We start from the raw sequence: 25,269 nt of genomic DNA on the forward strand, positions 1-25,269 counted from the left end.
AATTTGTGGGTTATCTAGAGGCTGATTTATCCGGAGTAACAGCATTGCTTAGCCCGTTCTTGTAATAATGATCTATGAATATACTTATCAAAAACTTTTTATGGTAATATTTCTCGGAATCATATTCATTTTAATATTAAAATGATCGATTGCTTTAAGCTTTTGGTATCTTCGGAATCATACTCAAAAACTCATGAAATTAAATCTGCTGGAAGAATATTTATTACTTGCTTTAGATGATGATAGGGGCAAGTTTGTAATTGATTCAACACGTTTGCATTACGGTTTTGCTGGTGCGGTGCTATTGGAACTTGCACTGCGAGGAAAGATTCAGGTAGAAGGTGAAAAATTGATACTTCGAGACGATACCTATGAACCAGAAATGTCGGTTAACAAAATGATCGATGTGATTAGAGAACAAGACAGTCCTACCTTAAAAAAGTCAATTCAATCTCTGGCAAGGAAATCTTCCGAGATTAAAAACGACACTTTACAAAGGCTGATTAACAAGGGGATTCTCAAAAAAGAAGAGCATAAGGTGCTTTGGATTATTCCATATGAAAAATATCCAACCTCAGATCTGACTCCTGAGAACAAAGTAAGAAAGCGTTTAGACGATGTTTTAAGCTCTGAGTCTACCATAGACCCTCACGATCTGATGCTCTTGAGTTTAATAGATGCCACAGACCTAACCAAAGAGGCTTTTAGAGACAAAGATGACTACAAAGCCATTAATAGAAAGATAAAAGAAGTTACCAAAGACATGAAGGTAAGCCAGGTCATTAATAAGAGTATCAGAGAAATTCAAGCAGCTATAATGATAGCCATTACTTCTTCGATAATCGTTACCAGCGTGGCAACCAATAGCTAGTGAACATTTTTAAACCTTCTGATTGCCATTTGAAGGGACTTCTTATTTTTGCAGCGAGAAAATTAATTTAATATGGGAAGAGCATTTGAATATCGGAAAGCCGCCAAAATGAAACGTTGGGATAAGATGTCCCGCATATTTCCAAAACTGGCTAAAGCCATTACTATGGCCGCCAAAGAAGGTGGAGGAGATCCTGATATGAATGCTTCGCTGCGTACGGCTATCCAAAACGCCAAAGCGCAGAACATGCCCAAAGACAATATCGATGCGGCTATTAAAAGGGCTACTAGCAAAGATGTTGAGGCCTACGTAGAAATCAATTATGAGGGAAAGGGTCCTCACGGGGTTTTGGTATTTGTAGAATGTGCTACAGATAATCAAAACAGAACTGTAGCCAATGTTAAGTCATACTTCAATAAAGCTGGTGGCGGTTTAGTGCCTAATGGTTCGCTAGAGTTTATGTTCTCTAGAAAGGCTGTTTTTGAGTTTGAGAAAACTGAAGAAATGGATCTTGAAGAATTAGAGCTTGAGTTAATCGATGCTGGACTTGAGGAAATCGATTCTCATACAGACGAAGAAGAAGGTACTACTACGGTTTATGCTTATGCAGATTACACCAAGTTTGGTTCAATGCAAGAAGGCTTAGAAGGTCTGAATATTGAAGTGAAGAATGCAGCACTTAAAAGATTCGCTACCTCACCAGTAGAATTTAACGATGAGCAGCTAGAAGAGATTGAAAAGATGCTCGACAAGCTAGAAGACGATGATGATGTGCAAGCAGTATATACAAATATTGCTTAGTTAAAATACTGAAAATCAAATATTTGAAGCCTCTTATTGTGAGGCTTTTTTTATGTCTTTTCATTTTTGGCATCATTTTGGGAAAATGGGTAGTAACATCAACCAAAGGAGGTCAATATGAAAAAAGGTTTACTCATTTTATCGGTCATAGTTTTTTTGAGTAGTTGTGATGTATGGGTTGTAGAGGTTCCATACGATTCTAGAGACAACTTCACAGGAAGGTTTAGTGTAGAGGAATACAGCGAAACTTACGATTTACTCACCAAGTATAATGTTAGAATACTAAAAGATGGAGATCCCCACAGTAGTGTAGTCTACATCCGTAACTTCTACGGAATAGATGTAGAGGTATTTGCCGAGGTTTACGGTGATAGACTCACAATTCCTAGACAAGTAATAGATGGATATGTCATACAGGGGACAGGAAGAATAGACTATGGAGACGTAGTTTTGAGTTACTCAGTAGAAGATAGATTAGACAATAGTGGACTGGTAGATTTTTGTAACACCGTCTACTTCAGAAGATAAATGTTGTTTTGAGTTTTGATCAGGGTCTGCCCAATTCGGGCAGGCCTTATTTTTTGAACATAATGGACTAACTTGGGTTGAAACCACATAACTTTAATCAAAAAGAATTATGGCTAAAATCACCTTAGGAGGTAATGAAACTAATACCAATGGAACGCTTCCTGCAGTTGGTACTACCTTAAATAATTACACTTTTGTAAAGAATGATATGGCTCCTGTAAGCCTCTCGGATTTCAAGGGCAAAAACCTAATCTTGAATATTTTTCCAAGTGTAGATACTTCGGTTTGTGCTACTTCTGTTCGAAACTTCAACAAAGAAGCCGCTAACATGGACGATACTGCCGTGCTTTGTATTTCTAAAGATCTACCGTTTGCGTTGAATCGTTTTTGTGGTGCTGAGGGTATCGAAAATGTAACCGTAGCTTCAGATTTCAAAGTGCCACAATTTGCTGAAGACATGGGGTTAAAAATAGTAGATGGTGTTTTTGAAGGCCTAGACTCCCGAGTTATCATTGTGCTAGATAAAAAGGGCAATGTCATTTATACCGAACAAGTACCAGAAGTTGGCCAAGAACCTGACTATGAGGCGGCATTAGCTGCCATATAGGGATTCAAAACATAGCTTAATCCACCGTTAGCAAAACTGCCAGCGGTGGATTTTTTATAACTTCCTATTTTTACTTCCGTACTAAAGGCATCAAACCTAATTCTATGAGACTCACTACGCGCGTAACTGGCGCACTACTACTTTTCTGTTTCACATCAATTTTATACGCTCAGGCACCTGAAAAACCCAATGCGGCTGAACTAAAGCAAGCACTGAACAAACTAGAGGTACTTGGTTCAGTAATGTACTTGGCCGCTCATCCAGATGATGAGAATACTAGGCTAATTGCTTACATGGCTAATGAAAAGAAGCTCAGAACTGCATACTTGGCTATGACAAGGGGAGATGGTGGTCAAAACTTGGTAGGTACGGAAATCAGAGAGCTACTGGGCATAATCCGAACCCAAGAACTATTGGCAGCACGTAGAACTGATGGTGGTGAGCAGTTCTTTACCAGAGCGAATGACTTTGGGTATTCTAAAAATCCTGATGAGACATTCGAAATTTGGGAAGGAGAAGATGTGCTTAGCGATGTAGTTTGGAACATCAGAAGGTTTAGACCTGATGTAATTATTACTCGTTTTGATACCACCCGCGATAATAGTGGAAGAATGCACGGCCACCATACTGCTTCAGCAATTCTGGCTCAACGAGCTTTTGATATTGCAGCCGACCCTAAGGTTTTTCCTGAACAATTGAAATACGTAGACACTTGGCAACCCAAAGGACTCTATTGGAACACTTACAACTTTGGAGGAAGGTTTACTTCAAGCCATGAAGATCAGCCAGGATATTTTGCAATAGACTTAAATCAATACAACCCGCTACTTGGTAAGTCATACGATGAAATTTCAGCCTTAAGCAGAAGTCAGCATAAATCTCAAGGATTCGGAAGTACGGGCAGAAGAGGTAATATCCCTGAGTATTTGAGACATTGGAAAGGAGATCTTCCAAAGAATGATGTGTTCGAAAATATTGATCAGACTTGGGCTCGTGTGGAAGGAGGAAAAGAAATTGGTGAGTTAATTAAAAAGGCCAATGAAAACTTCGATATACAGAATCCGTCAGCTAGTGTAGCTGAGTTGTTAGTGATTAGAGAGAAAATTAGTGCATTAAAAGACGAGTACTGGAGAGAAGTAAAAGGTGCAGAACTGGATGGAATCATAAAAGGAGCCCTAGGCCTTTATGTGGAGCTTGTCGCTAGCGATTACTCTGCGGTTAACGGTCAAACACTCAATATTTATGGTGAAGCTATAAATCGGTCTGATGCAAATGTAGAATTAGAAACAATCAGCTTCGATGGTTACGATGTGGTTTTAAAGCCTTACCAGCCTCTTAAAAACAATGAACGCTTCGATGTAGCTGCTGATTTGGTACTAAGAGAGAATAAAATTTCTCAACCTTATTGGTTAGAAAAAGAAGCTTCATTGGGAATGTATACTGTCGAAAATCAGCGTATGCGCGGTTTACCAGAGAACTCACCAACTATTGAGGCTACGTTTAATTTCAAGGTTGAAGGAAAGCCTTACAGTTTTTCGGTTCCTGTGGTTCATAAAACCAATGACAGAGTCGATGGAGAGGTATATCGCCCATTTGTGATTACACCACCTGTATTCGTGAATACGCAACAGTCCGTGCTAATTTTCCCAGACAATGAAACCAAACAAATTGATGTAACTGTCATCGCAGGTAAAGATGATGTTTCTGGCAAAGTGAGTTTGTCTCTTCCTGCGGGATGGAAAGTGAGCCCTGAATCGTTAGACTATAGTATTGCCAAAAAGGGTGGTGAGTATAGAGCCGAATTCCAAGTATTACCACCTGCAGGAGCTTCTGAAGGTTTTGCGAAAGCACAAGTAACCTATGAAGGGAAAACCTACAATAAAGGGCTAAAGATTATTGATTACGGATATATTCCTACCCAAACTATTTTTCCTGAAAGCCAGGCCAAGATTGTAAAGCTAGATTTGAAGAGAAAAGGACAGTTTGTTGGGTATATCATGGGTTCTGGCGATGCTGTTCCAGAAGCCTTAGAGCAAATCGGTTATAATGTTACGCTTCTAGACCCAGAGAATATCACCACAGAGTCAATTGCAGATTATGATGCAGTCATCATCGGTGTTCGAGCCTACAACACCATTGATAGAATGCGTGTGATTCAGCCTGAGTTGATGGATTATGTTAAGGAGGGAGGAACATTAATCGCTCAATACAACACTTCAATGAGCAATCAGCCACCTATTGGTCCTTATTCTTTTAGTATCTCAAGAGATAGAGTTACTAAAGAAGAGGCTGAGGTTAGAATTTTAGCCCCAGACCATCCAATTATTGATGGTCCAAATAAGATCACCTCAAAAGACTTTGAAGGCTGGGTTCAAGAAAGGGGACTATACTTTCCGAACCAGTGGGATGAAAGATATACGGCAATTTTGTCTGCTAACGATCCGGGAGAATCACCAAAGAATGGTGGTTTACTAGTGACCAAGTATGGCGAAGGTTATTTTGTATATTCGGGCTATTCATGGTTCAGAGAACTACCTGCTGGAGTCCCTGGGGCATTTAGAATTTTCACGAATATGATTTCACTAGGTCAAGATAAGCCTAATTCAACCTCGTTGAATTCTGTTGAAAACAAGTAGTATGAAGGAAGAAAATCCTGAAGAGGAAAAAGTCAGATTCTTATTTTTTAATAGCTGGGCAGGCGTATACGGTTTCGTTTTATTTGTCTTAGCTGTATGTATCTCTTTGTTTTACCTCATTACAGTTAGTTATTCATGACTAGTATAGATTGGATTGTACTCTTTGGTACACTCATTTTCATTGTGGCCTATGGAATCTGGAAAACTCGAGGCGAAAACACAGTAGACGGATATTTAAGAGGTGGAAATGACAGTAAATGGTGGGTGATAGGCCTTTCTATTATGGCAACTCAGGCAAGTGCAATTACCTTTCTTTCTACTCCTGGTCAGGCTTATACCGATGGAATGCGATTTGTGCAATTCTACTTCGGTTTACCCGTAGCCATGATCATCATTTCGATCTTCTTTCTACCATTATATTACAAAGCTAAGATTTATACTGCCTATGAATATCTAGAGGGCAGGTTCGACTTAAAGACTAGATTACTTGCTGCATTTATCTTTCTAATTCAGAGAGGTTTAGCAGCTGGTATTACAATCTATGCTCCATCTATTATTCTTAGTGCTTTGCTTGGTTGGCCATTGCAACTGACAACAATCGTAATTGGTGTTTTGGTTATTCTTTACACAGTATCTGGTGGGACAAAAGCCGTTACGCAAACTCAGAAGCAACAAATGGCTGTAATGATGGGAGGAATGATTGTAGCTGGTGTTCTCGTGGTAATGTCATTGCCAGATGGTGTGGGTTTCAAAGATGCCATGCATGTTGCTGGAAAAATGGGGAAATTGAACATTGTCAATTTTGAATTCGACCTTCAGGATAGATACAGTTTTTGGTCGGGAATGACGGGCGCTGTTTTTCTCTTCTTGTCTTATTTTGGCACAGACCAGTCACAGGTTCAACGCTATTTATCAGGCAGAACCTTGAAAGAAAGCCGTATGGGGCTTATGATGAATGGATTGCTTAAAGTGCCAATGCAGTTCGTAATTCTATTCATAGGGGTTATGGTCTTTGTTTACTATCAGTACAATCAACCACCAATTTTCTTCAATGATACCATTAGGGAAGAGGTTGTGGCTAACGAAGAGTTTGGTCAAGACTTTCTCAGTATGGAGTCTGAATACCAAGATATCTTCAATGAGAAACTGCAGGTAGTAAAAGACTTGAATGAAGCCGTAGAATCTAACAGTGAAACACTTATTGAAACTAGTAGGCATGAGCTAAATAGACTCCAGAATGAGTCTGAAGAGCTTCGAGAAGAAGCAAAATCACTGATAAGTCAAGCTTTGCCAGAGAGGGAAACCAATGACAAAGATTACATCTTCATGAACTTTGTGATGAACACCATGCCAGTGGGTATAGTAGGTTTATTGTTTGCGGTAATATTCTCAGCAGCCATGTCATCTACTTCATCAGAATTGAATGCCTTGGGTTCAACTACGACCATAGATTTCTATAAGCGAACGGTCAATAAAAATGCTAGTGATGCCACATACCTAAAAAACTCCAAGCTGTTCACTTTAGCATGGGGAGTATTGGCCATCATTTTTGCTTCGACACTTAACCTTTTTGAGAACTTAATTCAAGCAGTAAACCTAATAGGGTCATTGTTTTACCCTATAGTGCTCGGAATCTTTGTAGTGGCATTCTTCTTCAAATCCATTAAAAGCAATGCAGTGTTTATTGCGGCTATTATTAGCCAGTTTGCTGTAATTGGGGTGCACTATCTCAATGTGCAAGGAATTGCAGGGCCACTAACTATGGGATACTTATGGTACAATGCCTTCGGATGTATCTTAGTGGTTGTTCTAAGTTATGTGGTTAGAATTTTCAAAAACTAGCAGAGCAGATTTCCTCGCATTCGGCTAAAACCTTCTGATGCTTTCTTGGGTCTATTGGCCCTAGAAGTTCTGGGTTCTTGCTCAACTGCTGGCATAGCACTATGTCCTCCTCCATCAATACTTGTTTTTCCTTCTTTGTAAGTGAAAAGAGACAAGTGATAGGATAGAGACCAGAAAGCTCAATGCGTTCTCTGAGACTTCCTTTTTTAGGGTAATCCCAAGAAACTAGCTTTAGACCATAGCATTGGCCATACTGTTCAGCATCTGAAGTAAATCGGGTATTTATGATTATCCAGCATTCAGAGTCTCTCTTTTCACTGGCAGATCGTAGTCCATTTACAATGTCGTTGTACCTAGAGTGCACATATAGAGGGATTTTAACATCGGATTTATAGCCAGCATTTCTGTGATGTTTGCATTCTCCAACAATTAGATGGTCATCAGTATGAGCGAAAATATCAACTTCATGTTTTAAGCATTTTCCCTGAACTTCAATACCAACCTCAACATCATATCCTTGATAGGCGAGTAGTTGACCAACAAAGTGCTCGAAAGGATAACCAGATGGGCCAAGTTCTAAAATGGCGTTCTTCAACTTGTATTTACCTGCCAACTTTTGGCTAGAGCTTCTCAATAATTGATACGCTTTTTTATAAATACTTCTGGTCGAAGTGGTCTCATCTAGTTCATTGAGAATTTTATTGGTAATTGTGCTGATCAGTTCTTCTGAGGCTCCAGAATTAAAAAGTGATTGCCTAAGTTTGTTTTCATCGAATTCTACAATTTCTCCCGATGCTTTTTTTACCCATTTTTGACTCATACTGGCATAAAATACGAATTGTTACTTAATTTCAATCTATGTACGCTATTGTGGATATTGAAACTACGGGGAGCTCGGCAGCGCACGGAAAAATTACTGAAATAGCCATACTCATTCATGACGGTAAAAGGGTGGTAGATGAATACCAAACCTTGCTCAATCCTGAGTCATACATTCCATCTAATATCACCGCTTTAACGGGTATAAGCAATGAAATGGTAGAAGATGCACCTCGCTTTTTCGAAGTAGCTAAAGAGGTACATCAGATGCTAGAAGGAAACATATTTGTAGCTCATAATGTCAACTTCGACTATTCATTTATAAAAAAGGAGTTTCAAGACCTAGGCGGCAATTTGAACTTGCCAAAGCTCTGTACGGTCCGCTTAACCCGAAAGGTATTCCCCGGCCTTAAGTCGTATAGTTTGGGTCGTTTAGGAGAGCATTTCGGTATTGAAAACTCAGCACGGCACAGAGCTATGGGCGATGCGAGAGCGACTGCCGAATTGATGGATCTTATTCTAGAAAAGGAGAATGGAGAAATTGAATTCTTTCTAAAAAAGAATAGTAAAGAGGCCGATCTGCCACCCAACTTAAACCGTCAGGTTTTTGAAGAATTGCCTGAGGTTACTGGAATCTACTACTTTCATGATGAGCACGGAAAGGTGCTTTATGTAGGAAAGGCGAATAACATTAAAAGAAGGGTTCGAAATCATTTCTCAAGTACAGATGTAATATTCAAGCAACAGCTAAAAGATAAAATTCACGATGTTTCATTCGAGATTTGTGGTGATGAATTAATAGCGTTTCTCAAAGAGTCATATGAGATCAAAAGGCTATTCCCCAAGTTTAATAAAGCACAGAAATTTCCGACAGCGAAGTTCGGACTCTATCATTATGTAGATGGGAGCGGGGTAAATAGAATATCGGTTGGAAAGGTTCAAAGGGGCCTTAAGCCCATTAAAGCATTCCCTTCGTTTGATAAAGCGAGGAGCTTTCTTATTCAATTTGCAAAGCAATTCGGGTTGAACCCAGAGCATTGTGGTCTTCCGGCCTCCTTACTAAATTATCATGGATATTCTTACGATAGTTCAAGTGAGATGGGGCTAAATGAGCGATTCGCTAATGCGCTTAAAGACTTGGACGCAGTAGGAGACTCCTTCTGTTTAGTAGGAAAGGGGCGAGACGTCAATGAAGTTTCGCTGGTATTGGTGGAGCAAGGCAAGTATCAAGGCTATGGTTATGCGGAAACATCATTTGCAATTGAGAACATAGATAACATTAAGGACATTATCCATCTCTATCCGGAGACACCAGATATACAAAGCATTATTCGTCAATTCAGGGAAAAAAGGCAGTTGATAAACCTTTGATAAAAATCAAGTGAGGGTTAACCCTTTGTAATTTGTATATTAAATGAGTTAAACGGCAAACAGAATCTCTTCTGAAACGTTTAAACTGTAGTCTCAACTCAGCAATCAGAACTTGTAGTAATCTTTACTAAAAATTATGGTTGAACTTTTAAGAATATGGAAATGACAAAGTCTAAAGAAATAGGAGGAAAGATCCTTAAGTATGCTGAAGAGAAAATTCAGTTACGTTCTAGCGAAACCACAGCTAGATTAAGAAAGTATGTAAACGACCTTAGCGAGGTTAGCAAAGAGCTTATGTATAGTAGTGCTCTGAGGGCCAGCAAGTCTGCCTTGGTAATGAAAAAGTAAACCGACTCCCAAGTCGGTTTTTTTTGGTATATGAGTCCCAAAATGGGATTATTCTTTTTGCCACTTCCTCTTATTTGCTCATTTTTGATCGATTTTACTGCTTGGTAGGGTTATTGTTCCCACAACCGTAGAATTATTGCGTGTAAGTAGTATTGTGTTAGAGAGTATAAATACATCTTCTTTTGTATGTCCAATTTCTGGTAAGTCACTCAGACTTATGTCACCAGAGGAGCTTTCTATTGTCAATCAGAAAATTGCTAATGGTGAACTTTATTTTCACCCCGGAATACAAGTAGAAATTAGCTTGGAGCAAGGGTTAATCACTGAAAATCAAACCTATTTCTATCCGATTGTAGACGGTATTGTTCTGCTGAGAAAAGATACTGCAGTTACCGCGAAGAACAGAACAAAGAATCCTCTTCTAAGAGTGACTCAGCAAACTGTTGAAGCTTTTTATACAGAGTTTAAACCTCTTAAGAAAGGAGATAATTCACACGTAGGTTTAAAGCAAATGCGCAGTAAGCCTCTTTCTAACGATCAGCTGAAAGAACTTAAAGGCCTTTTGCCTAGATCTGGAGACTGTTTTCTAAGTGCTGTAACTCATGATGTAGACGCTTTACATAACCTCGTTTTCAATACCCATTTTAATCAATATCTGCATATAGATTTTTCTTTAGACCGACTTATTGCTATAAAAGCAGAGATGAAGGATAATACCTTGTTGATTCTCTGTGATAATGCCAACCTACCTTTTGCTGAAGAGTCTATTGATGCATTGTTCTCTTTCGACTATATTAATGAGTATGACAAGGCAGATCAAACGCAGGCTTATCGAGAGTTAAAACGTGTACTAAAAGGGAATGGGCATTCCGTTGTTCTTTATGATAAGGATAAACCATTACATGCTCAAGCTCAATTTAAGTCAGATCAATTGTCTAAAAAGGCTTTAGGAATTGTGGCGCCATGGAAAAAGAAAAAGGTACCGTCCATCTATTTTCACCCTGTGAAAACCTATTCTAATGACGATACTTCGGGCGATTTATATACCAAAACATCGCTCGGAAGACAATTCTCCTAATTCGGAAAACCGAGCCAAACCTTTTGTACGTAAATCTAGTTAGGCAAACAAAGGCTATTCATGAAAGCAAAGATCATTTTAATATCAGGTTTAGTTATAATTCTAATTTCTAGCATTTTCGCAACCAAGCGATCTAAGGCGTTTCAAGATCAAGACCCTAAGAAGAAGGAGAAATACGAAATTCAGTTGACTGAGGAAGAATGGAAGCAGAGGCTGACACCTAAGCAATATTATGTTTTAAGAGAGCAGGGCACCGAACCACGAGGTGGTAAATACGATAAGTTTTATAAAGAAGGAATTTATTATTCTGCTGCTTCATTGCAGCCAGTTTTCTCTAGTGAGACCAAATATAACTCATACTCTGGTTGGCCAGCTTTTTGGAAACCAGTATCGGATAGCGCAATAGAGCTTAAGAAAGATACCTCTCTTGGTATGGTGCGTTGGGAAGTAGTGGATAGTAAAAGTGGTTCACATTTGGGACACGTTTTTGAAGACGGTCCAGAACCAACTGGCTTAAGGTATTGCATTAATTCAGATGCTTTAATCTTTGTGCCAAAAGGAGAGAAGCCTCCTAAATTCAAAAAAGACGATAACTAATTCCAGCGCAAAAGAATTATTGATTAACATTGGCCTGAAACTAAATTTCAGGCTTTTTTTATTGAATTATGGAAGAACCAAAAGCACTTAATAGCGTAGCAGAATTTCACAAAACTTTCAAACATCCCATACTCAGTTCCCCTCAAATACCTTCAGAAGATAGGTGTAAACTGAGGGTTTCTTTAATTGCGGAAGAACTAAAGGAACTTGAAGAAGCCATTAATGATAAGGACTTGGTTGAAGTAGCCGATGCACTTTGTGATATTCAGTATGTTCTTAGTGGAGCCATTTTAGAGTTTGGCCTTGCAGATAAATTCAAAGAGTTATTCGATGAGGTTCAGCGCTCAAACATGAGTAAAACTTGTAAAACCATGGAAGAGGCAGAAGCTACTCAGAAATTCTATTTAGACAAGGATGGTACAGAGAGCTACATAGAAGAGTCTGACGGGCATTTCTTGGTATATAGATCTTCCGATAACAAGACCTTAAAGTCAGTGAATTACTCACCGGCCGATCTAAAAAGTAGGCTGGCTGACCACCTCTAAAAACCTTTGACTTACTGAGGGCGTTATCAAAGCGAACGTAAAGAATGATTATGCGAGATATTTATTCTATTCTGGTTTCTGCAATGCTAGTTCTATCAGTAAGTGCTTGCTATGGTCAGAGTGAAGGCTCTCAGTTGGTTAATTTGAACAAGGCGAAAGGAGCAGGAGAAGAGGTGGCCACATTTGCTGGTGGATGCTTCTGGTGTACAGAAGCAGTCTTTGAAAGAGTTAAGGGAGTAAGAGATGTGGTTTCTGGCTATACAGGTGGGCCTGAACAAAGCCCAACTTACTATGAGGTAAGTTATGGTAAGACCGAACATGCTGAAGCAGTTCAGATCTATTATGATCCTCAGGTTATTACTTATCAGGAATTGCTAGATATATTCTTTGTAGCTCACAACCCTATACAAGCTAATGGTCAAGGCCCTGATATTGGTAAGCAGTATAGGCCAGTGGTGTATTATCATGATGCCGCTCAGAAATCGGCAACAGAGAATACAATTAAAAAGCTAGATGCCTCTGGAAAGTATTCGAAGTCTATAGTAACTGAGGTTGAAGCATTTGAAGAGTTCTGGCTAGCCGAAGATTATCACCAAAACTATTATGAACTCAATCCTGGGAATCCATACATAATTCAAGTGGCTGTTCCTAAGGTAAAGAAGTTTAAGAAAATATTTCCAGAGTATGTAAAAGCAAAGTACTCAGGAGAAAACTAAAGTTTAGAGAGGGCATTAAGTATTTTTTGCCCTCTATTTTTTTCACCCGCTGTGCCTTCTGGAATAATTTGCTCTATGGCTCCCATGAGTTCGTTTTTTAATTCAGGAACTTGTTTTACAATATTGTAGGCAGTAGACATAGAGAAGACTTTTACGGCTACTGGTTCGTTATTGTCTTCAAGGAATCTTATACATACATCATACAATTCTCCCCAGAGATTCTCATCTACATTTTGGAATTGTAAAACTCTTAGTACATTTCTTTTAACAGCCACAATACAGTCTGTTTGCCTAATTGCCTTAACCATTCTAGGGAAGAAAGGCTTGATTAGTTCTGGTTGTTTATCACCTAAAGTCCCAACTACCCAGGCAGCTCTCTGCACCATTATGTGATTTGAGCTAAAGAATTGATCCATCAAAGCATCAATTTCACTAGGGTTATTTAATAGGTGTTCAACTATTAAGTCTTTATTCTCTTTGCTATGTTCTTTGGTGAGTTGAGCCTTGATGTCCATATCTATTGGTAAATAACAAAAGTCAATCTCCAAATTCCAAGATTCCTCAACTCTCAATATTCTGTTTCTTTTTTCATCCCAAGGAACCGAAGGATCAGTCCGTCTATGTTCATGAGCAGATCCTTCGGCACGCTCATGATGGGGAAAATTTTTTAGCCCAAAAATTCATCCATCGACAATGGACTATCGACCATTGACTTGTACTAAGGTGTAACAAATCAAAGTTTTGTGCATCTTTAAATTAGGTCAAAACAACAACCATGGATATTCTTTTAATCATTCTCGGTTTTATTTGTGTCATTGTAGGTATTGGAGGATGTTTTTTGCCCATCCTGCCTGGTCCGCCAATCAGTTTTTTGGCATTATTACTACTTCAATGGACAGAGAAGTCGCCTTTTGATTCTGACACTCTTTGGCTTTGGGCCTTTATTACTGCAGCTGTTACAGCGCTAGATTACGTTGTGCCCATTTATGGAACCAAGAAGTTCGGAGGAACTAAAAGAGGAGTGTGGGGCAGCACCATCGGATTGTTGGTTGGTTTGTTCTTTTTTCCTCCATTCGGAATTATTATCGGTCCGTTTGTAGGCGCCTTTTTGGGAGAAATGAGTACTGGCAAGACTACCAATAAAGCCGCACTCAGGTCTGCCTTCGGTTCCTTTGTTGGTTTCTTGGCAGGAACACTCCTGAAATTAATAGCTTCTGCTTGGATGGCCTGGCTCTTTGTGGTGAATGTTTTTTAGAAGTTTCTTTGATTCAAGGGAGAAATCTTGCCTCTAACTTTTTGGCCGATGCCTCGTTCCCTCGGGATGTAAATGATTAGTTTTTCCTATACTAAGCAATCCCGATAGCTATTGGGAGAAGTATATGCCAGATTACATTGATAGGTCAGTTTAACATCCCAAACAGCATCACTTTCTAGTGTTGTATTTCTTCAGTATACTTGAATTAAACATTCATCTATGAAACTGACTCAAGCCAATTTTGGTGTCTTTACCAAAATCATCTGTTTACTTGTTCTTTTCGTCTCATTTCAGGCCAATGCTCAACTCGATCGTACCGAAAAAAAGCTTTCTTCTTGGGTAGATGAGCATAACTCTGAAGCATTAGACTTACTTAAAGAGCTTATTAACATCAATTCTGGCACCATGAATTTTGATGGAGTGAGACAAGTGGCGGATGTTCTAATTCCGAAATTTGAAGCAATTGGAATGGATGCCAGTTTTATTGATGGAAGCTCATGGAACCGCGCTGGGCATTTGGTGGCCAAAATTGAAGGAGGAAAAGGGCCGAAGATTTTAATGATTGGTCATTTAGATACCGTATTTGAACCAGATAGCCCATTCCAGCAATGGGAACAGGTTGATGAAAATACTATCAAAGGGCCTGGAATTGCCGATATGAAAGGTGGAGATGTAATTATTCTTCAGTCCTTAGCTGCATTAAATGAGGCTGGTCTACTGAAAGACATGAACATTTGGGTGGTGATGACAGGTGATGAAGAACTCAGCGGCAGGCCACTTGACCTTTCTAAAGCGGAGTTGAAAAAGGCTGCGGAATGGGCTGATATTGCGCTTGGGTTTGAAAACGGTGATGGCAATCCAAAGACAGCGAATGTAGCCCGTAGAAGTTCATCTGGTTGGACACTAGAGGTGAAGGGTGTTCCTTCACATTCGTCTCAAATCTTTAAACCGAACATTGGGGCAGGTGCCATCTATGAGGCTTCTCGAATTCTTTATCAATTCTATGAAGAACTGTCAGGAGAAGAGTTTTTAACCTTTAACCCAGGGAATATTGTAGGTGGAACCGATATTAGCTACAATGACAAAACCAATTCTGGGACTGCTTTTGGAAAGACCAACGTAGTAGCCGAATCTGCTATTGTGAATGGTGATATTCGCTGTATCAGTGAGGAACAGTACAAGAGGGCACAGGAAGTGATGAAACGCATAGTTTCAGAGCATTTGCCCCAAACTGAAGCAACAATCACTTTCAGTGATGGTTATCCGCCTTTTGCCCCAACTGATGGCAATTATGAACTTCTAAAGCAATTCAGTCAGGTGAGTCAAGATTTAGGCTTTGGAGAGGTTACTCCTGTAAACCCTGCAGACGCTGGTGCAGCAGATATATCATTTACAGCTTTTGGAATTAAAATGGGCATTGATGGAATGGGAATGGGCGGAACTCAAGGTCATACTGTCAATGAAGCTGGAGATCTAAGAACCTTGCCAATGCAGACTAAAAGAGCTGCAGTTTTAATGTACCGCCTGCTAACTGATAAGTCACTTTCTTTTTCCAATAAATAGATAAAGATCTGTTGAAAATAGATAGACTTAATAAGTTGCTACTTTGCCCTCATCTAGTATACTTTTCTGGATGAGAAATTCAGACTGTCCAAGGATGAGTTATGCACTAGCATCGCTACTTCTTGCTATATCTTTTTCTTGACTCTTCGCTGAAAATGATTCGGAAAGAATAAACTTCATTCAAAGGTTTACCACGAGAATAGAATTTTTTGAGTTTTGGGAATTCATTGAATATTGTTCTAATCTCATTAACATATGCCTCTGGAGCTTTAGCTTTGATTATATATAGACTATCTTTTTGGCCTAATTTTATGCCTGCATATAGGCAGTATTCCTTTGATAGTTCAGGAAACTTCTTCCAATCAATTCGATTAAAAACTTTAGTTATTATAGAGTCTGGGTGATTTGAAAAGTTGTTGTCATCTGGTCTATATCCATTTATAAAGTGACTCTGATCAACTTGATTTCCTTTGTCGATTTCCAGAACTGTTTCTTCTTCATAGAATCTTGAGAATCCCGTATGATTATACTTTATTACTTCTCCATGCTGAATAAAAAGGTTGCCGGAGTACCAATTAGCTTTTATAGGGAAATCAGTGTTAAATAGTTTACGGAAGATGCTTTTTTCTTTGTCGGCACATTGGAATACATCAATAAGAAATAATTCATTGTTTTCAATTTTCCACAACCCTTGATATCCTCTCCACAACCCAGTGGAACACATCTCTTTAAGGAAGGGATATTTCTCATTTCTTTTATCTAGTTCACCTAAATAGGGATCTAATGGTAAAGAAAGCATTTCCAACGTATCACCATTATATATAATCAACTCTGAAGCTTGACTTGTGGCAAAGGATAACTTAATAGATAGACTGAGAATTAGGGCAATGATTAATCTCCTATGCATCAATTGGCTTATTTGTTCAAATGACTTTGACTTAAGAAATAAATATAAGGTCCAAGAAATGGCAGAAAGAGCATTAACATTCCCCAATGGTAAGGAAGTCTACGTTTGGCTATATCCATGAAAAGCGCAATGTAGCAAGGCAGGAAACAGGCAAAGGCTAGAATAAAGACTGCTGGAGCATTATCGAATGTCAGACTCTGGCTAATTCCAAATATAAATAGGAGAAGGGCAAAGCTTAGTAAAGTACCAACCGCCCATTTAGGCATAAATGTTATTTGTGAGTTCATGTTAGGAATATAGTGATTTCATTAATGAATATTGGTTTTCTAATTGATTAGTGGCTTGTTAGTAGGATGATCGTGTCTCTTGAAATGATGATTACTGAATATACCCTTTCCGAAACTGCTGTGGCGTTTGGGTGGTGTGTTTTTTAAAGAGCCTAGAGAAATAGGAGTAGTCAGAATAGCCCAACTGGTTAGCTACTTCTGCAATGCTTAAATCTCTAAACATCAATAAGCGTTTTGCCTCTAACAATACCCTAGCGGTAATTACTTGACTTACTGATGTGCCTAAAACGTGATTGCAGATTCTATTGAGATGCTTTAAGGTTATGTTGAGTTGGTCGGCATAATATGATGGTCCTTTTTCATCTTTGTAAGAGATTTCCACTAAGTGTTCTAAAGTCCTAATTGTGCTGTCATAATGCGAGTTCCTTTTCACCTTATGATTTGTCGGGCTGTAAGCCCGTGTCAATGCTATATATACAAGAGTTATAAGGGAGTGAATTTTCAGCGCTTTATACTCATGGCTTGCTTTGTACTCTTGTAGCAAGTTGTGACATAGATCGTGCACCGAACTAAACGCTTCTCCGTCTAACACTATTTCTGGAGTATTCTGTTTTGAATAGAAAAAAGGAAACTCATCTAACTCGAATTCACTATCTCTTAACATGAAAAACTCTTTTGAATGAAGAAAAACAAAGCCTTTTACATCATCTGAAAGCTCCCAATGATGTACCTGACCAGGTGCCATAACAAAAAAACTCCCAGGTTTTACTTCAAATTCATTGAAGTCTATTTCGTGAATTCCTTCGCCATGAGTAAAAAGTACATTCAAATAAAAGTTGTGCTTGTGTGGGTGTGAAATCTTATTATGATGATCTAAAAGATGTGTTTTTAGGTCATTAATGTAAACTCCATTTCCTCCACTAAGCAAGAATTGATCGAGGTGTAATATTGGGATATTCTCCATACTACAATTAATGGAAAATGTCTTAATTGTGCTAGTATTAGAGTGTATTGTAACAGCTTTGTTTTCTACATGATTCTAACTTTGCAATAAATTGAAAAGGAGATGGGTAGGTTCAACTCAATGGTAAAAGGCAAATGCCCTAAATGTGAAGAAGGAAAGATTTTTGAGTCAAATGGAAATATTCTGAAGCTTCAGGGGCCAAAGATGCATGAGAATTGTCCTCATTGCAATTTCAAATTTGAACGTGAACCAGGCTATTTTTTCGGAGCCATGTTTGTGAGTTACGGTATTACTACGGCTGAGGCAATCGCTACTTTTGTTGCTATCAGGGTTTTAGGAATAGAAATGTCTGTAGACCTCATGATGGCCATAATTACAGCTGTAATGCTTATTTTCTTATTTCCGAACTTTAAACTATCGAGAATATTGTGGCTCTATCTTTTCACAAAAAAACATAGAACCACTCCTGTAGATGCCGCTAGTTCAGAAGCTCAGGCTTAGATTATCCGTAAATGTCGTTGATAACTCCTGCCAATCTAACTCCAGCCTGAAGGACTCTTAACTTGATGATGTCGAAATACTTATAGCCATATTGATAGCTCAATCTTCCATTTTCCGGAACATCATACACTTGGTCTCTATAAGACATAGACTCATAAGCCCATTCTCTTACGGTTGCAGACTGCCAATCTTTTATCTGACTTGAACTCGGGTGATTTACCCAATCTGCAAACTCTGTGTAGCTCAATTGTTTGCCATCGATCATGCGACTATCCCAAACGCTATGCAGGTTAGTGCTGCTTCCGAAATATTCAACTTTAACATCGTTTCCACCACGATCTTCACCATTCCCAACATGAAGAGGTTGGTGAATGTCGCCAATCAAATGAACTAGAAACTTCAGTTTTGTAGCCTCCTCTTCGGCCGATAAGTCCCCTGCCTTAAGCTCGGCAGTGATGGTTTCTATCGCTTTGATTACATCGCCACCTTCTTGCTCAGGAGCTTCTTCATAAGTCATTCCATCGGGGATTGTGCAGTAATGCCAAGTGTTGGCATAATCGTAAGCCCTGTCCGATCTTACTTCATCCATCCATGTGCTTACCTCAGCCAGTGTTTCGCTGCCAAGAACACGTTTCACATTTTTCTGCGCCTTTTTGCTTAACATACCATCAGCGATATGACCAACTGTTCTATGTCCAATTTGTCCCCAGAAGAAACTGCTTGAGGTTAGAGAAATAGAGAACAATACTAGAAGCGAAAGAGTAAGAAATTTTCTCATGACTTGAAATTTGCCCAAAGATAAGGATGTAATGGTTTACAAAGAGCGATTTTAAATTTAACTAATGTGAATTAGGCTTTACCTTTTGATGAACTAAGCGTTTACCTCCCTGTCCTCATAAGATTCTCATCCCCATCAGAGTCACACGCAATGGATTCTGATGATGCTTTAAGATGCTCAGAGTCCCTTTAAGGAGACGTCTGAGCGAGGTAAATGTCCCTTTTAGGAGGTTTTTGGGTGAGGAGCTATAAATGTTAGAATTGTACGAAGTTCTCTAATCGAAGGCTGGCTAACTACTTTCACTATGTAGATATAGAGCTGTGAGCTTTGTTCAAGCTCTTTTTCATCCCGAGGAATCGAGGGATCGGCCAGGCTTTATTTATTGCTCAAGCAGTGTTGTCACTCTTAAGCTGGATTCTGGTGACAAAACCCAATCAACCTAGAGTATTAGTCGAAGCGAGACGCTTCAACTAGGTTGGAAGCTGACAAGTTCAACTGAGGCGCGTCTCACTGGTCAGACCACTCCAAGTGGTCAGACCAGTTGATTCCCATCTCCATCCGAGTCTCGCGCAGTGGACTCTGATGATGCTTTAAGATGCTCAGAGTCCCTTTCAGGAGACTCTAAGCGAGGAGCGTGTCTCTTTCTGGAGGTGCCTGAGTGAGCTTGGTGTGGTAGAGAAGTTCTCTACTTGAAGGCTGGCTTCCTACTTTCACTGTTGTAAGGCTCCTAGTTTTGTTCAAGCTCTTTCTCATCCCGAGGAATCGAGGGATCGGCCAGGCTTCATTTATCGCTTATTCAGTGATGTCATCTGGAAGCTGGGTTTTGGTGACAACACTCAAATAGTCTGAGTATTAGTCGAAGCGAGACGCTTCAACTAGGGTGGAAGCTGGCAAGTTCAACTGTGCGCGTTTCACTGGTCAGACCACTCCAAGTGGTCAGACCAGTTGATTCCCAACACTATCAGAGTCTCATGCAGTGGACTCTGATGATGCTTTAAGATGCTCAGAGTCCCTTTCAGGAGACGTCTGAGCGTAAAAGGTGTTGCGTTTCAATTTGACCTACGATTTGAAGGGTAGACGAAATTTCTATCTTCCAGCTATCGTCCTCGGACTTTATTGCTAATTTCATTCATTCTTAATTCATCGATATGAAACTCAAATTGACCTTCCTCGCTCTGTTCCTAATGGTTGCTGCTCAATTACAGGCTCAGTATGGTGATGGTAGATATACCTTCGTTTTCCTGAACACGAATCCTGACCGAGCTGAACTACCCAAAGAGCAAGTCGATAGCCTTCAGTCAGGACATATTGCTAATATCAATCGGCTAGTGAAAGAGCAGAAGATGATTGCTGCAGGTCCGTTTTATAATGGGGGAGGTATTTTTCTATTCGATACCAATAAGACCGATACGGAAGCAGTTTTAAATTCTGATCCTGCAATTTCTGCTGGCCGTTTTAAGCTAGAGGTTTATCCGTTCGATCTGATGGAAGGGAAGCTTTGCACGCTTTGGCATAAAGACGAAGCCGATGTAGAAATGACGACCTATTACTTCGTACGCTTTGAGCCAAATAAGGGTGATGAGAACATTGATGCAGTAAAGACTAATCGTTTTACTGAGAATTTGCTGAAAGAACTCAAACAGAAGTACAAGGACAACGCTGAGTTGGTTGGAGCTATTAACTTAAATGCCAATGAAGGTCAGGTTGTCATCTATAAATCAGATCAGGAGGGAGGAGTTGAAGAGCTTTTCGCGACTCATGAATTGGTTAAAAAGGGCTTGATGTCCTATTATCACAGACAAATTTATTTCCCTAAAGGAGTATTCTGTGAAAATTAACTCAAAACCATTTTCTTTCTGAATTAGGATTGATTGAACTTGTTCAAGTTAGGATTTTATAGCCTGAAGCTCTGCCTGAAAGACATGGTTTATGTGGTAAGCCGATTTCTGAGAAGCAGGTCATTCCTGCTCAATTGTTCCTAGCTATTTTGAAGGTTAACCCAGACTCATTGTTCGAGTTTTTGATAGCAAAAACATTTAATCTATTATAACCACATTCTTACCTATTACCTTTCTATCCATCAGATCACGAATAGCCTGAGCACCTTGCTCTAACGGATATTCTTTATAGATGTGCTGTTTCACTTTTCCTTCCTGAATCCACTGAAGAATCTGCTCAAAGTTCCTCATGTTTTCTGCGGGTTCTTTCTGAGCAAAAGCGCCCCAGAATACTCCAACTATCGAGGCGCCTTTCAGCAAAGGTAGGTTCATTTTAATAGCAGAAGGAGAACCAGCAGCAAAACCCACCACCAAATACCTGCCTCCCCAAGCGAGAGAACGAACTGCGGGTTCAGCATATTGATCTCCAACAGGGTCACAAATCACATCGAAACCTTCTCCATTCGTCATGGCTTTTGCTGTTTCCTTTAGATCTTGTTCTGAGTAGTTGATGACTTCATCAGCTCCGGCTTTCAGGCAAATTTCCAGCTTTTCTTTTGAACTTGCAGCAGCCACCACATGAGCGCCCATCTGCTTGCCAATCTGAACTGCTGCCAACCCAACACCACCAGAAGCACCTAAAACCAGTAGTTTTTCTCCATTCTGAAGGTTAGCTCTTTGCTTAAGCGCGAAGAGTGATGTGCCAAAATTGTACATAGTAGTGGCAGCGGTTACAAAGTCCATGCCCTCAGGAACAGGCAAGCATTTGTGAGCATCAGCGGCTACAAATTCAGCAAAGCCACCCCAACCAGTAAGCGCGAAAACTCGATCACCTTTTTTGACGTGGTTCACTTCAGGGCCTACTTCAACAGCTATACCAGATACTTCACCACCCGGGGCAAAAGGTAGTTCAGGTTTGAATTGATATTTATTTTGAATGATGAGCGTATCTGGAAAGTTGACACCACAGGCTTTCACTTGAATTAGAACCTGATTGGGTTGAATTTGAGGAGTTTCAAGCTCATCCATTTTAAGGTTCTCAGGTAGACCGAAGGAGTGACAAACCAATGCTTTCATGAAGCTGAATTACTTTAATTTATCATCTAATTCCAACCATTTGTCCCAAGTTGAGGTCTAGAATAGCAAAAGCACAAAAATGAAGAAGCTATCTTTTATTCTATCTATACTTTCCATCGCTTTGATCACTTCATGCGACAATGATTCGGTTGATGGCTGTATTCAAGTTAAAATGATTAATCAGCTATGTGGTACGGCTATTTATCAGGTTACTGGTGGCGAAGTACCGAGTGGTGTCGCTAATTCTTGGACTAACAATAGTGGAGTTACTTATAAGAATGTATTTACTACAACCGTGAGTCCATGCGACAGTGGTGTACAAGTTGGTGATACTTTCTTTGTAAATATTGTTGATGAGCCAGTAGAGTCGGATTGTATTCAATGTATGGCGTTATTGGCTGACACACCAGATCAGTTTCTGCATACTGTTGTATCCTCACAATGCAATCCGATAAGTAATGATTTTTAGAAGCTAAATTTTCTTAATAATAGGGTTGAAAGCCTTCGATGCTACGATGACCTCATCGCCAATTCGAAGGTTTTTTTGTTCCGAGTCGCTGATAACTACTTTTATTAGCTGGTTGCCCACCAACACAGAGGCTATACAAAGCAGTTCTTCTTCCTGAATGTCGACCACGGCTCCAGTAAACTGAAATTTTCCACTCAGGCTTTTGTTTCCGAAAACCTCAGTTGGTTTTCCATCTTTGGTGATGTTGCCTTTTTCAATTTCAATGATTCTATCGGCTAACCTTAAGGCTTCTGAAGGGTCGTGAGTGACCATAATAGTGGTTAGCTCAAATTGCTGATGCACCTTTTTAAGGTATTCCTGAAGTCGAATACGCATTGACCTATCTAGGGCCGACAATGGTTCATCAAGCAGTAGAAGTTTGGGTTTTTGAACCAGTGTTCTGGCTAAAGCCACCCGCTGTTGCTGACCTCCTGAAAGCTGATTGGGTTTCTGATTTCTCAACCCCTTGATTTCCATGATATCCAGTAGCTCTTCAATGATGGAGTCAGCTTGTGACTTTTTCAAGGCATATCTAAGGTTGCCCTCAACAGTCATGTTAGGGAAGAGAGCGTATTGCTGAAAAACCAGTCCGCAGTTTCTCTGCTGAGGTTTGATATTAGTTTTATGGCCGAACCAAGGTTCTTGATTGGAAATGATGTTGCCTGAATCTGGATTCATCAAACCTGCTATCATGCGCAGGAGGGAAGTTTTGCCAGCTCCTGATTCACCTGAGATCACTAAAAATTCACCTGCTTGGCACTTAAAATCTAGGTCAAGTTCTAGTTGGCCTTCGGCTGAACTCAATAGCTTATTGACTTTTACTTCAAGCATGGTTTCCAGTGAGATTAATTCTCTTATTTAGGCTGTAAACTGTCACCAAAATGCCAAAGCTGAGTAGAAGTAGTACCAGTGCGTATTGATGTGCTGCAGCATAATTGAGCGACTCGACCTCATCATAAATGGCAATGGAAGCCACTTTAGTGACTCCAGGTATGTTTCCGCCAATCATTAGTACTACTCCAAATTCACCCATGGTGTGGGCAAAAGAAAGTACCAAGGCTGTTAGAATCGATGGTTTGATATTGGGTAGAAGAACATGGGTCAGTGTCTTAAACTTCGATTGGCCTAAAACATATGAAGATTCTTTCATGTTTAATGAAAGACTAGCTAATCCCGATTGGATTGGCTGTACCATAAATGGAAGACTGTAAATCATGGAAGCAAGTACCAGTCCTGGAAAAGAGAAGAGCAATTGAATACCAATGGTTTCCTGGAGCCAGTTGCCAAAGGTATTATTAGGACTGAAGGCAACCAGTAAATAGAAGCCAAGCACCGTAGGAGGGAGCACAAGAGGCAAGCTGATAATGGACTCTATAATTGGCTTGATTCTCGACTTAGTTTCTGCTAACCAATTGGCCAAAGGAACAGAGACAACAAAAAGTAGTATAGTGGTTACCAAAGCTAACTCTAAGGACAGTATAATAGGTGACCAGTTCATTCCTTCGAAAGCATTAGTTCGTTGGTTTTAATTAAGGCAAAAACTTCTTGTCCAACAGTCAGCCCCAATTTATCTGCTGATCCGCTAGTAATCACTGAAGTAATAGGCCCAACTTGGGTTTGAAGGGTGATTCGAGCCAATAGCTGACCTTTTTGAATGTCCGTGATATCGCCTGAAATCTGATTCTGCAAGCTGATGGGTAAGTTGGCCTGAATAGCAATTGAAGCTTCTAACTCCTTAAAGATCACATTTACTTCATTGTTCAACTGTATGTAATCGGCTGTTTCAGGAGTATCAATCACTATGCTTTTTAGCTTCAAGCCATTGGCATTCAGGCTTACTAACGAGAAGCTACCGGAGGTTTTGATGTCTGAGATTTTAGCTTTGAAAGAGTTCAATTCAGTCTAGAAATTCGAAGAGATATTCCTCATTATAGTCGACCCTAAATTTGCTAAGAAAATCGATGTATTCTTCACGGAAACTAGTTTTTCTATGATGCGCTGGTTGATTATTGATGTACTTAACTACTGTCTGAACTTGACTTTGGGCATATGAAAACGCTCCATAGCCGATTTGCCAGTTGAACTTATTTTTCAGAAACTTCTTCTCATTAATCCATTTGGAAGAGTTGGCTTTGATGTCTCTAGCTAAGTCGCAAACGGACTGAATTGGGTTTAAACCTATCAAAATATGTGTGTGATCAGGCATGCAATAGATAGCAATGCATAGATGTCCGTGGTTCTTAATAATGCCAGTAATGTACTTTTGGAGTTCCTCCCTTATGGTTTCCTTAATCAGGTTGTCTCTTCCTTTCACCACAAAGACATAGTGGATATAGATTTGTGTGTATGTGTTTGCCATTGAACAATTTACTAATACTTATGTGAATATATCGCTTCTATGAAGCTTAGTTGGAAGGTAGGATTATTGATGGTTATGACATTTCGCCACTATGTGGCTGTCTAAACTCACAATATGGTATGGGGAAATTAGGCTCCAGAGGAGCCCAATGTCATAACATCTGCAACTCGACCGGATTATTAAGCTTCGTAGAAGCGAAATAAGGTAAAGCACAAATGATAATTGAAGGAACAAGAGGGAGGCAGCCTTTCATTTGAGGTAGTAATGCTTATACCCTTTATTTTTTTGAGTAGGCTGGATTGCAGGATAGTGTCTTTGATGAGGTTTATTTTGATTTTATCGGCCCTCTCGCTTCTATGAAGCTCAGGTTAGCT

The 25,269-nt window shown here is 39.7% G+C and carries 28 protein-coding genes; 17 read left to right on the forward strand and 11 right to left on the reverse strand.

Annotated features, from left to right (window positions below; translation table 11 throughout):
* Window positions 1–193: 193 nt before the first annotated feature.
* From AWW68_RS13600 to AWW68_RS13625, 6 genes are all read left to right on the forward strand, one after another.
* The gene (locus tag AWW68_RS13600) at window positions 194–871 is read left to right on the forward strand and encodes a GOLPH3/VPS74 family protein (RefSeq protein ID WP_068221945.1); all 678 of its coding nucleotides are present in this window, start codon (window positions 194–196) and stop codon (window positions 869–871) included.
* A 72-nt stretch (window positions 872–943) separates the two neighbouring features.
* Entirely contained in the window at window positions 944–1,672 is a 729-nt protein-coding gene (locus AWW68_RS13605) for a YebC/PmpR family DNA-binding transcriptional regulator (protein ID WP_068221947.1), read from the forward strand.
* Between the two features lie 117 nt (window positions 1,673–1,789).
* Entirely contained in the window at window positions 1,790–2,200 is a 411-nt protein-coding gene (locus AWW68_RS13610; RefSeq protein WP_068221949.1) for a hypothetical protein, read from the forward strand.
* A 109-nt stretch (window positions 2,201–2,309) separates the two neighbouring features.
* Window positions 2,310–2,807 carry a thiol peroxidase gene (tpx, locus tag AWW68_RS13615; protein ID WP_068221951.1) on the forward strand — a complete coding sequence of 166 codons (498 nt, stop codon included), beginning with the start codon at window positions 2,310–2,312 and terminating at the stop codon, window positions 2,805–2,807.
* A 104-nt stretch (window positions 2,808–2,911) separates the two neighbouring features.
* Window positions 2,912–5,443 carry a PIG-L family deacetylase gene (locus AWW68_RS13620; RefSeq protein WP_068221953.1) on the forward strand — a complete coding sequence of 844 codons (2,532 nt, stop codon included), beginning with the start codon at window positions 2,912–2,914 and terminating at the stop codon, window positions 5,441–5,443.
* A gap of 135 nt (window positions 5,444–5,578) precedes the next feature.
* The gene (locus tag AWW68_RS13625; RefSeq protein WP_068221955.1) at window positions 5,579–7,285 is read left to right on the forward strand and encodes a sodium:solute symporter; all 1,707 of its coding nucleotides are present in this window, start codon (window positions 5,579–5,581) and stop codon (window positions 7,283–7,285) included.
* Here the strand turns inward: AWW68_RS13625 and AWW68_RS13630 are convergent.
* Window positions 7,275–8,105, reverse strand: a complete 831-nt coding sequence (locus AWW68_RS13630; protein ID WP_068221957.1) for a restriction endonuclease — start codon at window positions 8,103–8,105, stop codon at window positions 7,275–7,277. The two genes, AWW68_RS13625 and AWW68_RS13630, sit on opposite strands and share 11 nt — an antisense overlap.
* Window positions 8,106–8,143: 38 nt before the next feature.
* Here AWW68_RS13630 and AWW68_RS13635 point away from each other — a divergent pair, with 38 nt between their 5' ends.
* The 6 genes from AWW68_RS13635 (at window position 8,144) to msrA (ending at window position 12,759) form a co-directional block, all read left to right on the forward strand.
* Window positions 8,144–9,475 (forward strand): exonuclease domain-containing protein, encoded by a 1,332-nt coding sequence (locus AWW68_RS13635; RefSeq protein ID WP_068221959.1) that lies wholly within the window; start codon window positions 8,144–8,146, stop codon window positions 9,473–9,475.
* 162 nt (window positions 9,476–9,637) lie between these two features.
* A complete protein-coding gene (locus AWW68_RS13640; RefSeq protein ID WP_157717654.1) occupies window positions 9,638–9,823 on the forward strand; it encodes a hypothetical protein in 186 nt (61 codons plus the stop codon).
* A gap of 217 nt (window positions 9,824–10,040) precedes the next feature.
* Window positions 10,041–10,901: a class I SAM-dependent methyltransferase gene (locus AWW68_RS13645; RefSeq protein ID WP_068221962.1), complete on the forward strand. Its 861-nt coding sequence runs from the start codon at window positions 10,041–10,043 to the stop codon at window positions 10,899–10,901.
* A gap of 60 nt (window positions 10,902–10,961) precedes the next feature.
* Window positions 10,962–11,498 (forward strand): peptide-methionine (R)-S-oxide reductase MsrB, encoded by a 537-nt coding sequence (gene msrB, locus AWW68_RS13650; RefSeq protein WP_084375695.1) that lies wholly within the window; start codon window positions 10,962–10,964, stop codon window positions 11,496–11,498.
* A gap of 68 nt (window positions 11,499–11,566) precedes the next feature.
* Window positions 11,567–12,043, forward strand: coding sequence for a pyrophosphohydrolase domain-containing protein (locus AWW68_RS13655; protein WP_068221964.1), 477 nt, complete (start codon window positions 11,567–11,569; stop codon window positions 12,041–12,043).
* A 50-nt stretch (window positions 12,044–12,093) separates the two neighbouring features.
* On the forward strand, window positions 12,094–12,759 hold the full coding sequence (gene msrA / locus AWW68_RS13660; protein WP_068224146.1) for a peptide-methionine (S)-S-oxide reductase MsrA: 666 nt from the start codon (window positions 12,094–12,096) through the stop codon (window positions 12,757–12,759).
* On the opposite strand, the gene AWW68_RS13665 is transcribed toward msrA, so the two are convergent.
* The gene (locus tag AWW68_RS13665; RefSeq protein WP_068221966.1) at window positions 12,756–13,274 is read right to left on the reverse strand and encodes a hypothetical protein; all 519 of its coding nucleotides are present in this window, start codon (window positions 13,272–13,274) and stop codon (window positions 12,756–12,758) included. The genes msrA and AWW68_RS13665 overlap by 4 nt on opposite strands.
* Window positions 13,275–13,534: 260 nt before the next feature.
* Between AWW68_RS13665 and AWW68_RS13670 the strand changes: the two genes are divergently transcribed.
* Complete coding sequence (locus tag AWW68_RS13670) at window positions 13,535–14,014, forward strand: DUF456 domain-containing protein (protein ID WP_068221968.1); 480 nt, start codon at window positions 13,535–13,537, stop codon at window positions 14,012–14,014.
* A 219-nt stretch (window positions 14,015–14,233) separates the two neighbouring features.
* Entirely contained in the window at window positions 14,234–15,577 is a 1,344-nt protein-coding gene (locus AWW68_RS13675) for a M20/M25/M40 family metallo-hydrolase (RefSeq protein WP_068221970.1), read from the forward strand.
* Between the two features lie 115 nt (window positions 15,578–15,692).
* Here AWW68_RS13675 and AWW68_RS13680 read toward each other — a convergent pair whose 3' ends face one another.
* From AWW68_RS13680 to AWW68_RS13690, 3 genes are all read right to left on the reverse strand, one after another.
* A complete protein-coding gene (locus AWW68_RS13680) occupies window positions 15,693–16,406 on the reverse strand; it encodes a hypothetical protein (RefSeq protein ID WP_221406001.1) in 714 nt (237 codons plus the stop codon).
* 86 nt (window positions 16,407–16,492) lie between these two features.
* Window positions 16,493–16,771 carry a hypothetical protein gene (locus tag AWW68_RS20280; protein WP_068221974.1) on the reverse strand — a complete coding sequence of 93 codons (279 nt, stop codon included), beginning with the start codon at window positions 16,769–16,771 and terminating at the stop codon, window positions 16,493–16,495.
* A gap of 91 nt (window positions 16,772–16,862) precedes the next feature.
* Complete coding sequence (locus AWW68_RS13690) at window positions 16,863–17,735, reverse strand: AraC family transcriptional regulator (RefSeq protein WP_068221976.1); 873 nt, start codon at window positions 17,733–17,735, stop codon at window positions 16,863–16,865.
* A gap of 102 nt (window positions 17,736–17,837) precedes the next feature.
* On the opposite strand from AWW68_RS13690, the gene AWW68_RS13695 reads away from it, so the two are divergent.
* A complete protein-coding gene (locus AWW68_RS13695; protein WP_068221978.1) occupies window positions 17,838–18,236 on the forward strand; it encodes a DUF983 domain-containing protein in 399 nt (132 codons plus the stop codon).
* A 1-nt stretch (window position 18,237) separates the two neighbouring features.
* On the opposite strand, the gene AWW68_RS13700 is transcribed toward AWW68_RS13695, so the two are convergent.
* A complete protein-coding gene (locus tag AWW68_RS13700; RefSeq protein ID WP_068221979.1) occupies window positions 18,238–19,014 on the reverse strand; it encodes a S1/P1 nuclease in 777 nt (258 codons plus the stop codon).
* Window positions 19,015–20,162: 1,148 nt separating this feature from the next.
* Here AWW68_RS13700 and AWW68_RS13705 point away from each other — a divergent pair.
* Window positions 20,163–20,852, forward strand: coding sequence for a YciI family protein (locus AWW68_RS13705; RefSeq protein ID WP_068221981.1), 690 nt, complete (start codon window positions 20,163–20,165; stop codon window positions 20,850–20,852).
* Between the two features lie 198 nt (window positions 20,853–21,050).
* On the opposite strand, the gene AWW68_RS13710 is transcribed toward AWW68_RS13705, so the two are convergent.
* Window positions 21,051–22,028, reverse strand: a complete 978-nt coding sequence (locus AWW68_RS13710; protein WP_068221983.1) for an NADPH:quinone oxidoreductase family protein — start codon at window positions 22,026–22,028, stop codon at window positions 21,051–21,053.
* Window positions 22,029–22,107: 79 nt separating this feature from the next.
* On the opposite strand from AWW68_RS13710, the gene AWW68_RS13715 reads away from it, so the two are divergent.
* Complete coding sequence (locus AWW68_RS13715; protein ID WP_157717656.1) at window positions 22,108–22,497, forward strand: hypothetical protein; 390 nt, start codon at window positions 22,108–22,110, stop codon at window positions 22,495–22,497.
* 3 nt (window positions 22,498–22,500) lie between these two features.
* On the opposite strand, the gene AWW68_RS13720 is transcribed toward AWW68_RS13715, so the two are convergent.
* From AWW68_RS13720 to tnpA, 4 genes are read right to left on the reverse strand one after another with little or no spacing between them, the layout of a single operon-like run.
* Window positions 22,501–23,367 carry an ABC transporter ATP-binding protein gene (locus AWW68_RS13720; protein ID WP_068221987.1) on the reverse strand — a complete coding sequence of 289 codons (867 nt, stop codon included), beginning with the start codon at window positions 23,365–23,367 and terminating at the stop codon, window positions 22,501–22,503.
* Window positions 23,360–24,034, reverse strand: a complete 675-nt coding sequence (modB, locus tag AWW68_RS13725; RefSeq protein WP_068221989.1) for a molybdate ABC transporter permease subunit — start codon at window positions 24,032–24,034, stop codon at window positions 23,360–23,362. The genes AWW68_RS13720 and modB overlap by 8 nt, the downstream gene beginning before the upstream one ends.
* Complete coding sequence (locus AWW68_RS13730; RefSeq protein ID WP_068221991.1) at window positions 24,031–24,432, reverse strand: TOBE domain-containing protein; 402 nt, start codon at window positions 24,430–24,432, stop codon at window positions 24,031–24,033. The genes modB and AWW68_RS13730 overlap by 4 nt, the downstream gene beginning before the upstream one ends.
* 1 nt (window position 24,433) lies before the next feature.
* Window positions 24,434–24,895 carry an IS200/IS605 family transposase gene (gene tnpA / locus AWW68_RS13735; protein ID WP_068221993.1) on the reverse strand — a complete coding sequence of 154 codons (462 nt, stop codon included), beginning with the start codon at window positions 24,893–24,895 and terminating at the stop codon, window positions 24,434–24,436.
* Between the last annotated feature and the right edge of the window lie 374 nt (window positions 24,896–25,269).

This window comes from Roseivirga spongicola, assembly GCF_001592965.1.
GTDB lineage: Bacteria > Bacteroidota > Bacteroidia > Cytophagales > Cyclobacteriaceae > Roseivirga > Roseivirga spongicola.

Excerpts from the sequence above, each read along its gene's own strand:
- AWW68_RS13600 (WP_068221945.1), top strand. The coding sequence starts at position 194 with ATGAAATTAAATCTGCTGGAAGAATATTTATTACTTGCTTTAGATGAT.
- AWW68_RS13605 (WP_068221947.1), top strand. The coding sequence starts at position 944 with ATGGGAAGAGCATTTGAATATCGGAAAGCCGCCAAAATGAAACGTTGG.
- AWW68_RS13610 (WP_068221949.1), top strand. The coding sequence starts at position 1,790 with ATGAAAAAAGGTTTACTCATTTTATCGGTCATAGTTTTTTTGAGTAGT.
- tpx (WP_068221951.1), top strand. The coding sequence starts at position 2,310 with ATGGCTAAAATCACCTTAGGAGGTAATGAAACTAATACCAATGGAACG.
- AWW68_RS13620 (WP_068221953.1), top strand. The coding sequence starts at position 2,912 with ATGAGACTCACTACGCGCGTAACTGGCGCACTACTACTTTTCTGTTTC.
- AWW68_RS13625 (WP_068221955.1), top strand. The coding sequence starts at position 5,579 with ATGACTAGTATAGATTGGATTGTACTCTTTGGTACACTCATTTTCATT.
- AWW68_RS13630 (WP_068221957.1), bottom strand. The coding sequence starts at position 8,105 with ATGAGTCAAAAATGGGTAAAAAAAGCATCGGGAGAAATTGTAGAATTC.
- AWW68_RS13635 (WP_068221959.1), top strand. The coding sequence starts at position 8,144 with ATGTACGCTATTGTGGATATTGAAACTACGGGGAGCTCGGCAGCGCAC.
- AWW68_RS13640 (WP_157717654.1), top strand. The coding sequence starts at position 9,638 with ATGACAAAGTCTAAAGAAATAGGAGGAAAGATCCTTAAGTATGCTGAA.
- AWW68_RS13645 (WP_068221962.1), top strand. The coding sequence starts at position 10,041 with ATGTCACCAGAGGAGCTTTCTATTGTCAATCAGAAAATTGCTAATGGT.
- msrB (WP_084375695.1), top strand. The coding sequence starts at position 10,962 with ATGAAAGCAAAGATCATTTTAATATCAGGTTTAGTTATAATTCTAATT.
- AWW68_RS13655 (WP_068221964.1), top strand. The coding sequence starts at position 11,567 with ATGGAAGAACCAAAAGCACTTAATAGCGTAGCAGAATTTCACAAAACT.
- msrA (WP_068224146.1), top strand. The coding sequence starts at position 12,094 with ATGCGAGATATTTATTCTATTCTGGTTTCTGCAATGCTAGTTCTATCA.
- AWW68_RS13665 (WP_068221966.1), bottom strand. The coding sequence starts at position 13,274 with ATGGACATCAAGGCTCAACTCACCAAAGAACATAGCAAAGAGAATAAA.
- AWW68_RS13670 (WP_068221968.1), top strand. The coding sequence starts at position 13,535 with ATGGATATTCTTTTAATCATTCTCGGTTTTATTTGTGTCATTGTAGGT.
- AWW68_RS13675 (WP_068221970.1), top strand. The coding sequence starts at position 14,234 with ATGAAACTGACTCAAGCCAATTTTGGTGTCTTTACCAAAATCATCTGT.
- AWW68_RS20280 (WP_068221974.1), bottom strand. The coding sequence starts at position 16,771 with ATGAACTCACAAATAACATTTATGCCTAAATGGGCGGTTGGTACTTTA.
- AWW68_RS13690 (WP_068221976.1), bottom strand. The coding sequence starts at position 17,735 with ATGGAGAATATCCCAATATTACACCTCGATCAATTCTTGCTTAGTGGA.
- AWW68_RS13695 (WP_068221978.1), top strand. The coding sequence starts at position 17,838 with ATGGGTAGGTTCAACTCAATGGTAAAAGGCAAATGCCCTAAATGTGAA.
- AWW68_RS13700 (WP_068221979.1), bottom strand. The coding sequence starts at position 19,014 with ATGAGAAAATTTCTTACTCTTTCGCTTCTAGTATTGTTCTCTATTTCT.
- AWW68_RS13705 (WP_068221981.1), top strand. The coding sequence starts at position 20,163 with ATGAAACTCAAATTGACCTTCCTCGCTCTGTTCCTAATGGTTGCTGCT.
- AWW68_RS13710 (WP_068221983.1), bottom strand. The coding sequence starts at position 22,028 with ATGAAAGCATTGGTTTGTCACTCCTTCGGTCTACCTGAGAACCTTAAA.
- AWW68_RS13715 (WP_157717656.1), top strand. The coding sequence starts at position 22,108 with ATGAAGAAGCTATCTTTTATTCTATCTATACTTTCCATCGCTTTGATC.
- AWW68_RS13720 (WP_068221987.1), bottom strand. The coding sequence starts at position 23,367 with ATGCTTGAAGTAAAAGTCAATAAGCTATTGAGTTCAGCCGAAGGCCAA.
- modB (WP_068221989.1), bottom strand. The coding sequence starts at position 24,034 with ATGAACTGGTCACCTATTATACTGTCCTTAGAGTTAGCTTTGGTAACC.
- tnpA (WP_068221993.1), bottom strand. The coding sequence starts at position 24,895 with ATGGCAAACACATACACACAAATCTATATCCACTATGTCTTTGTGGTG.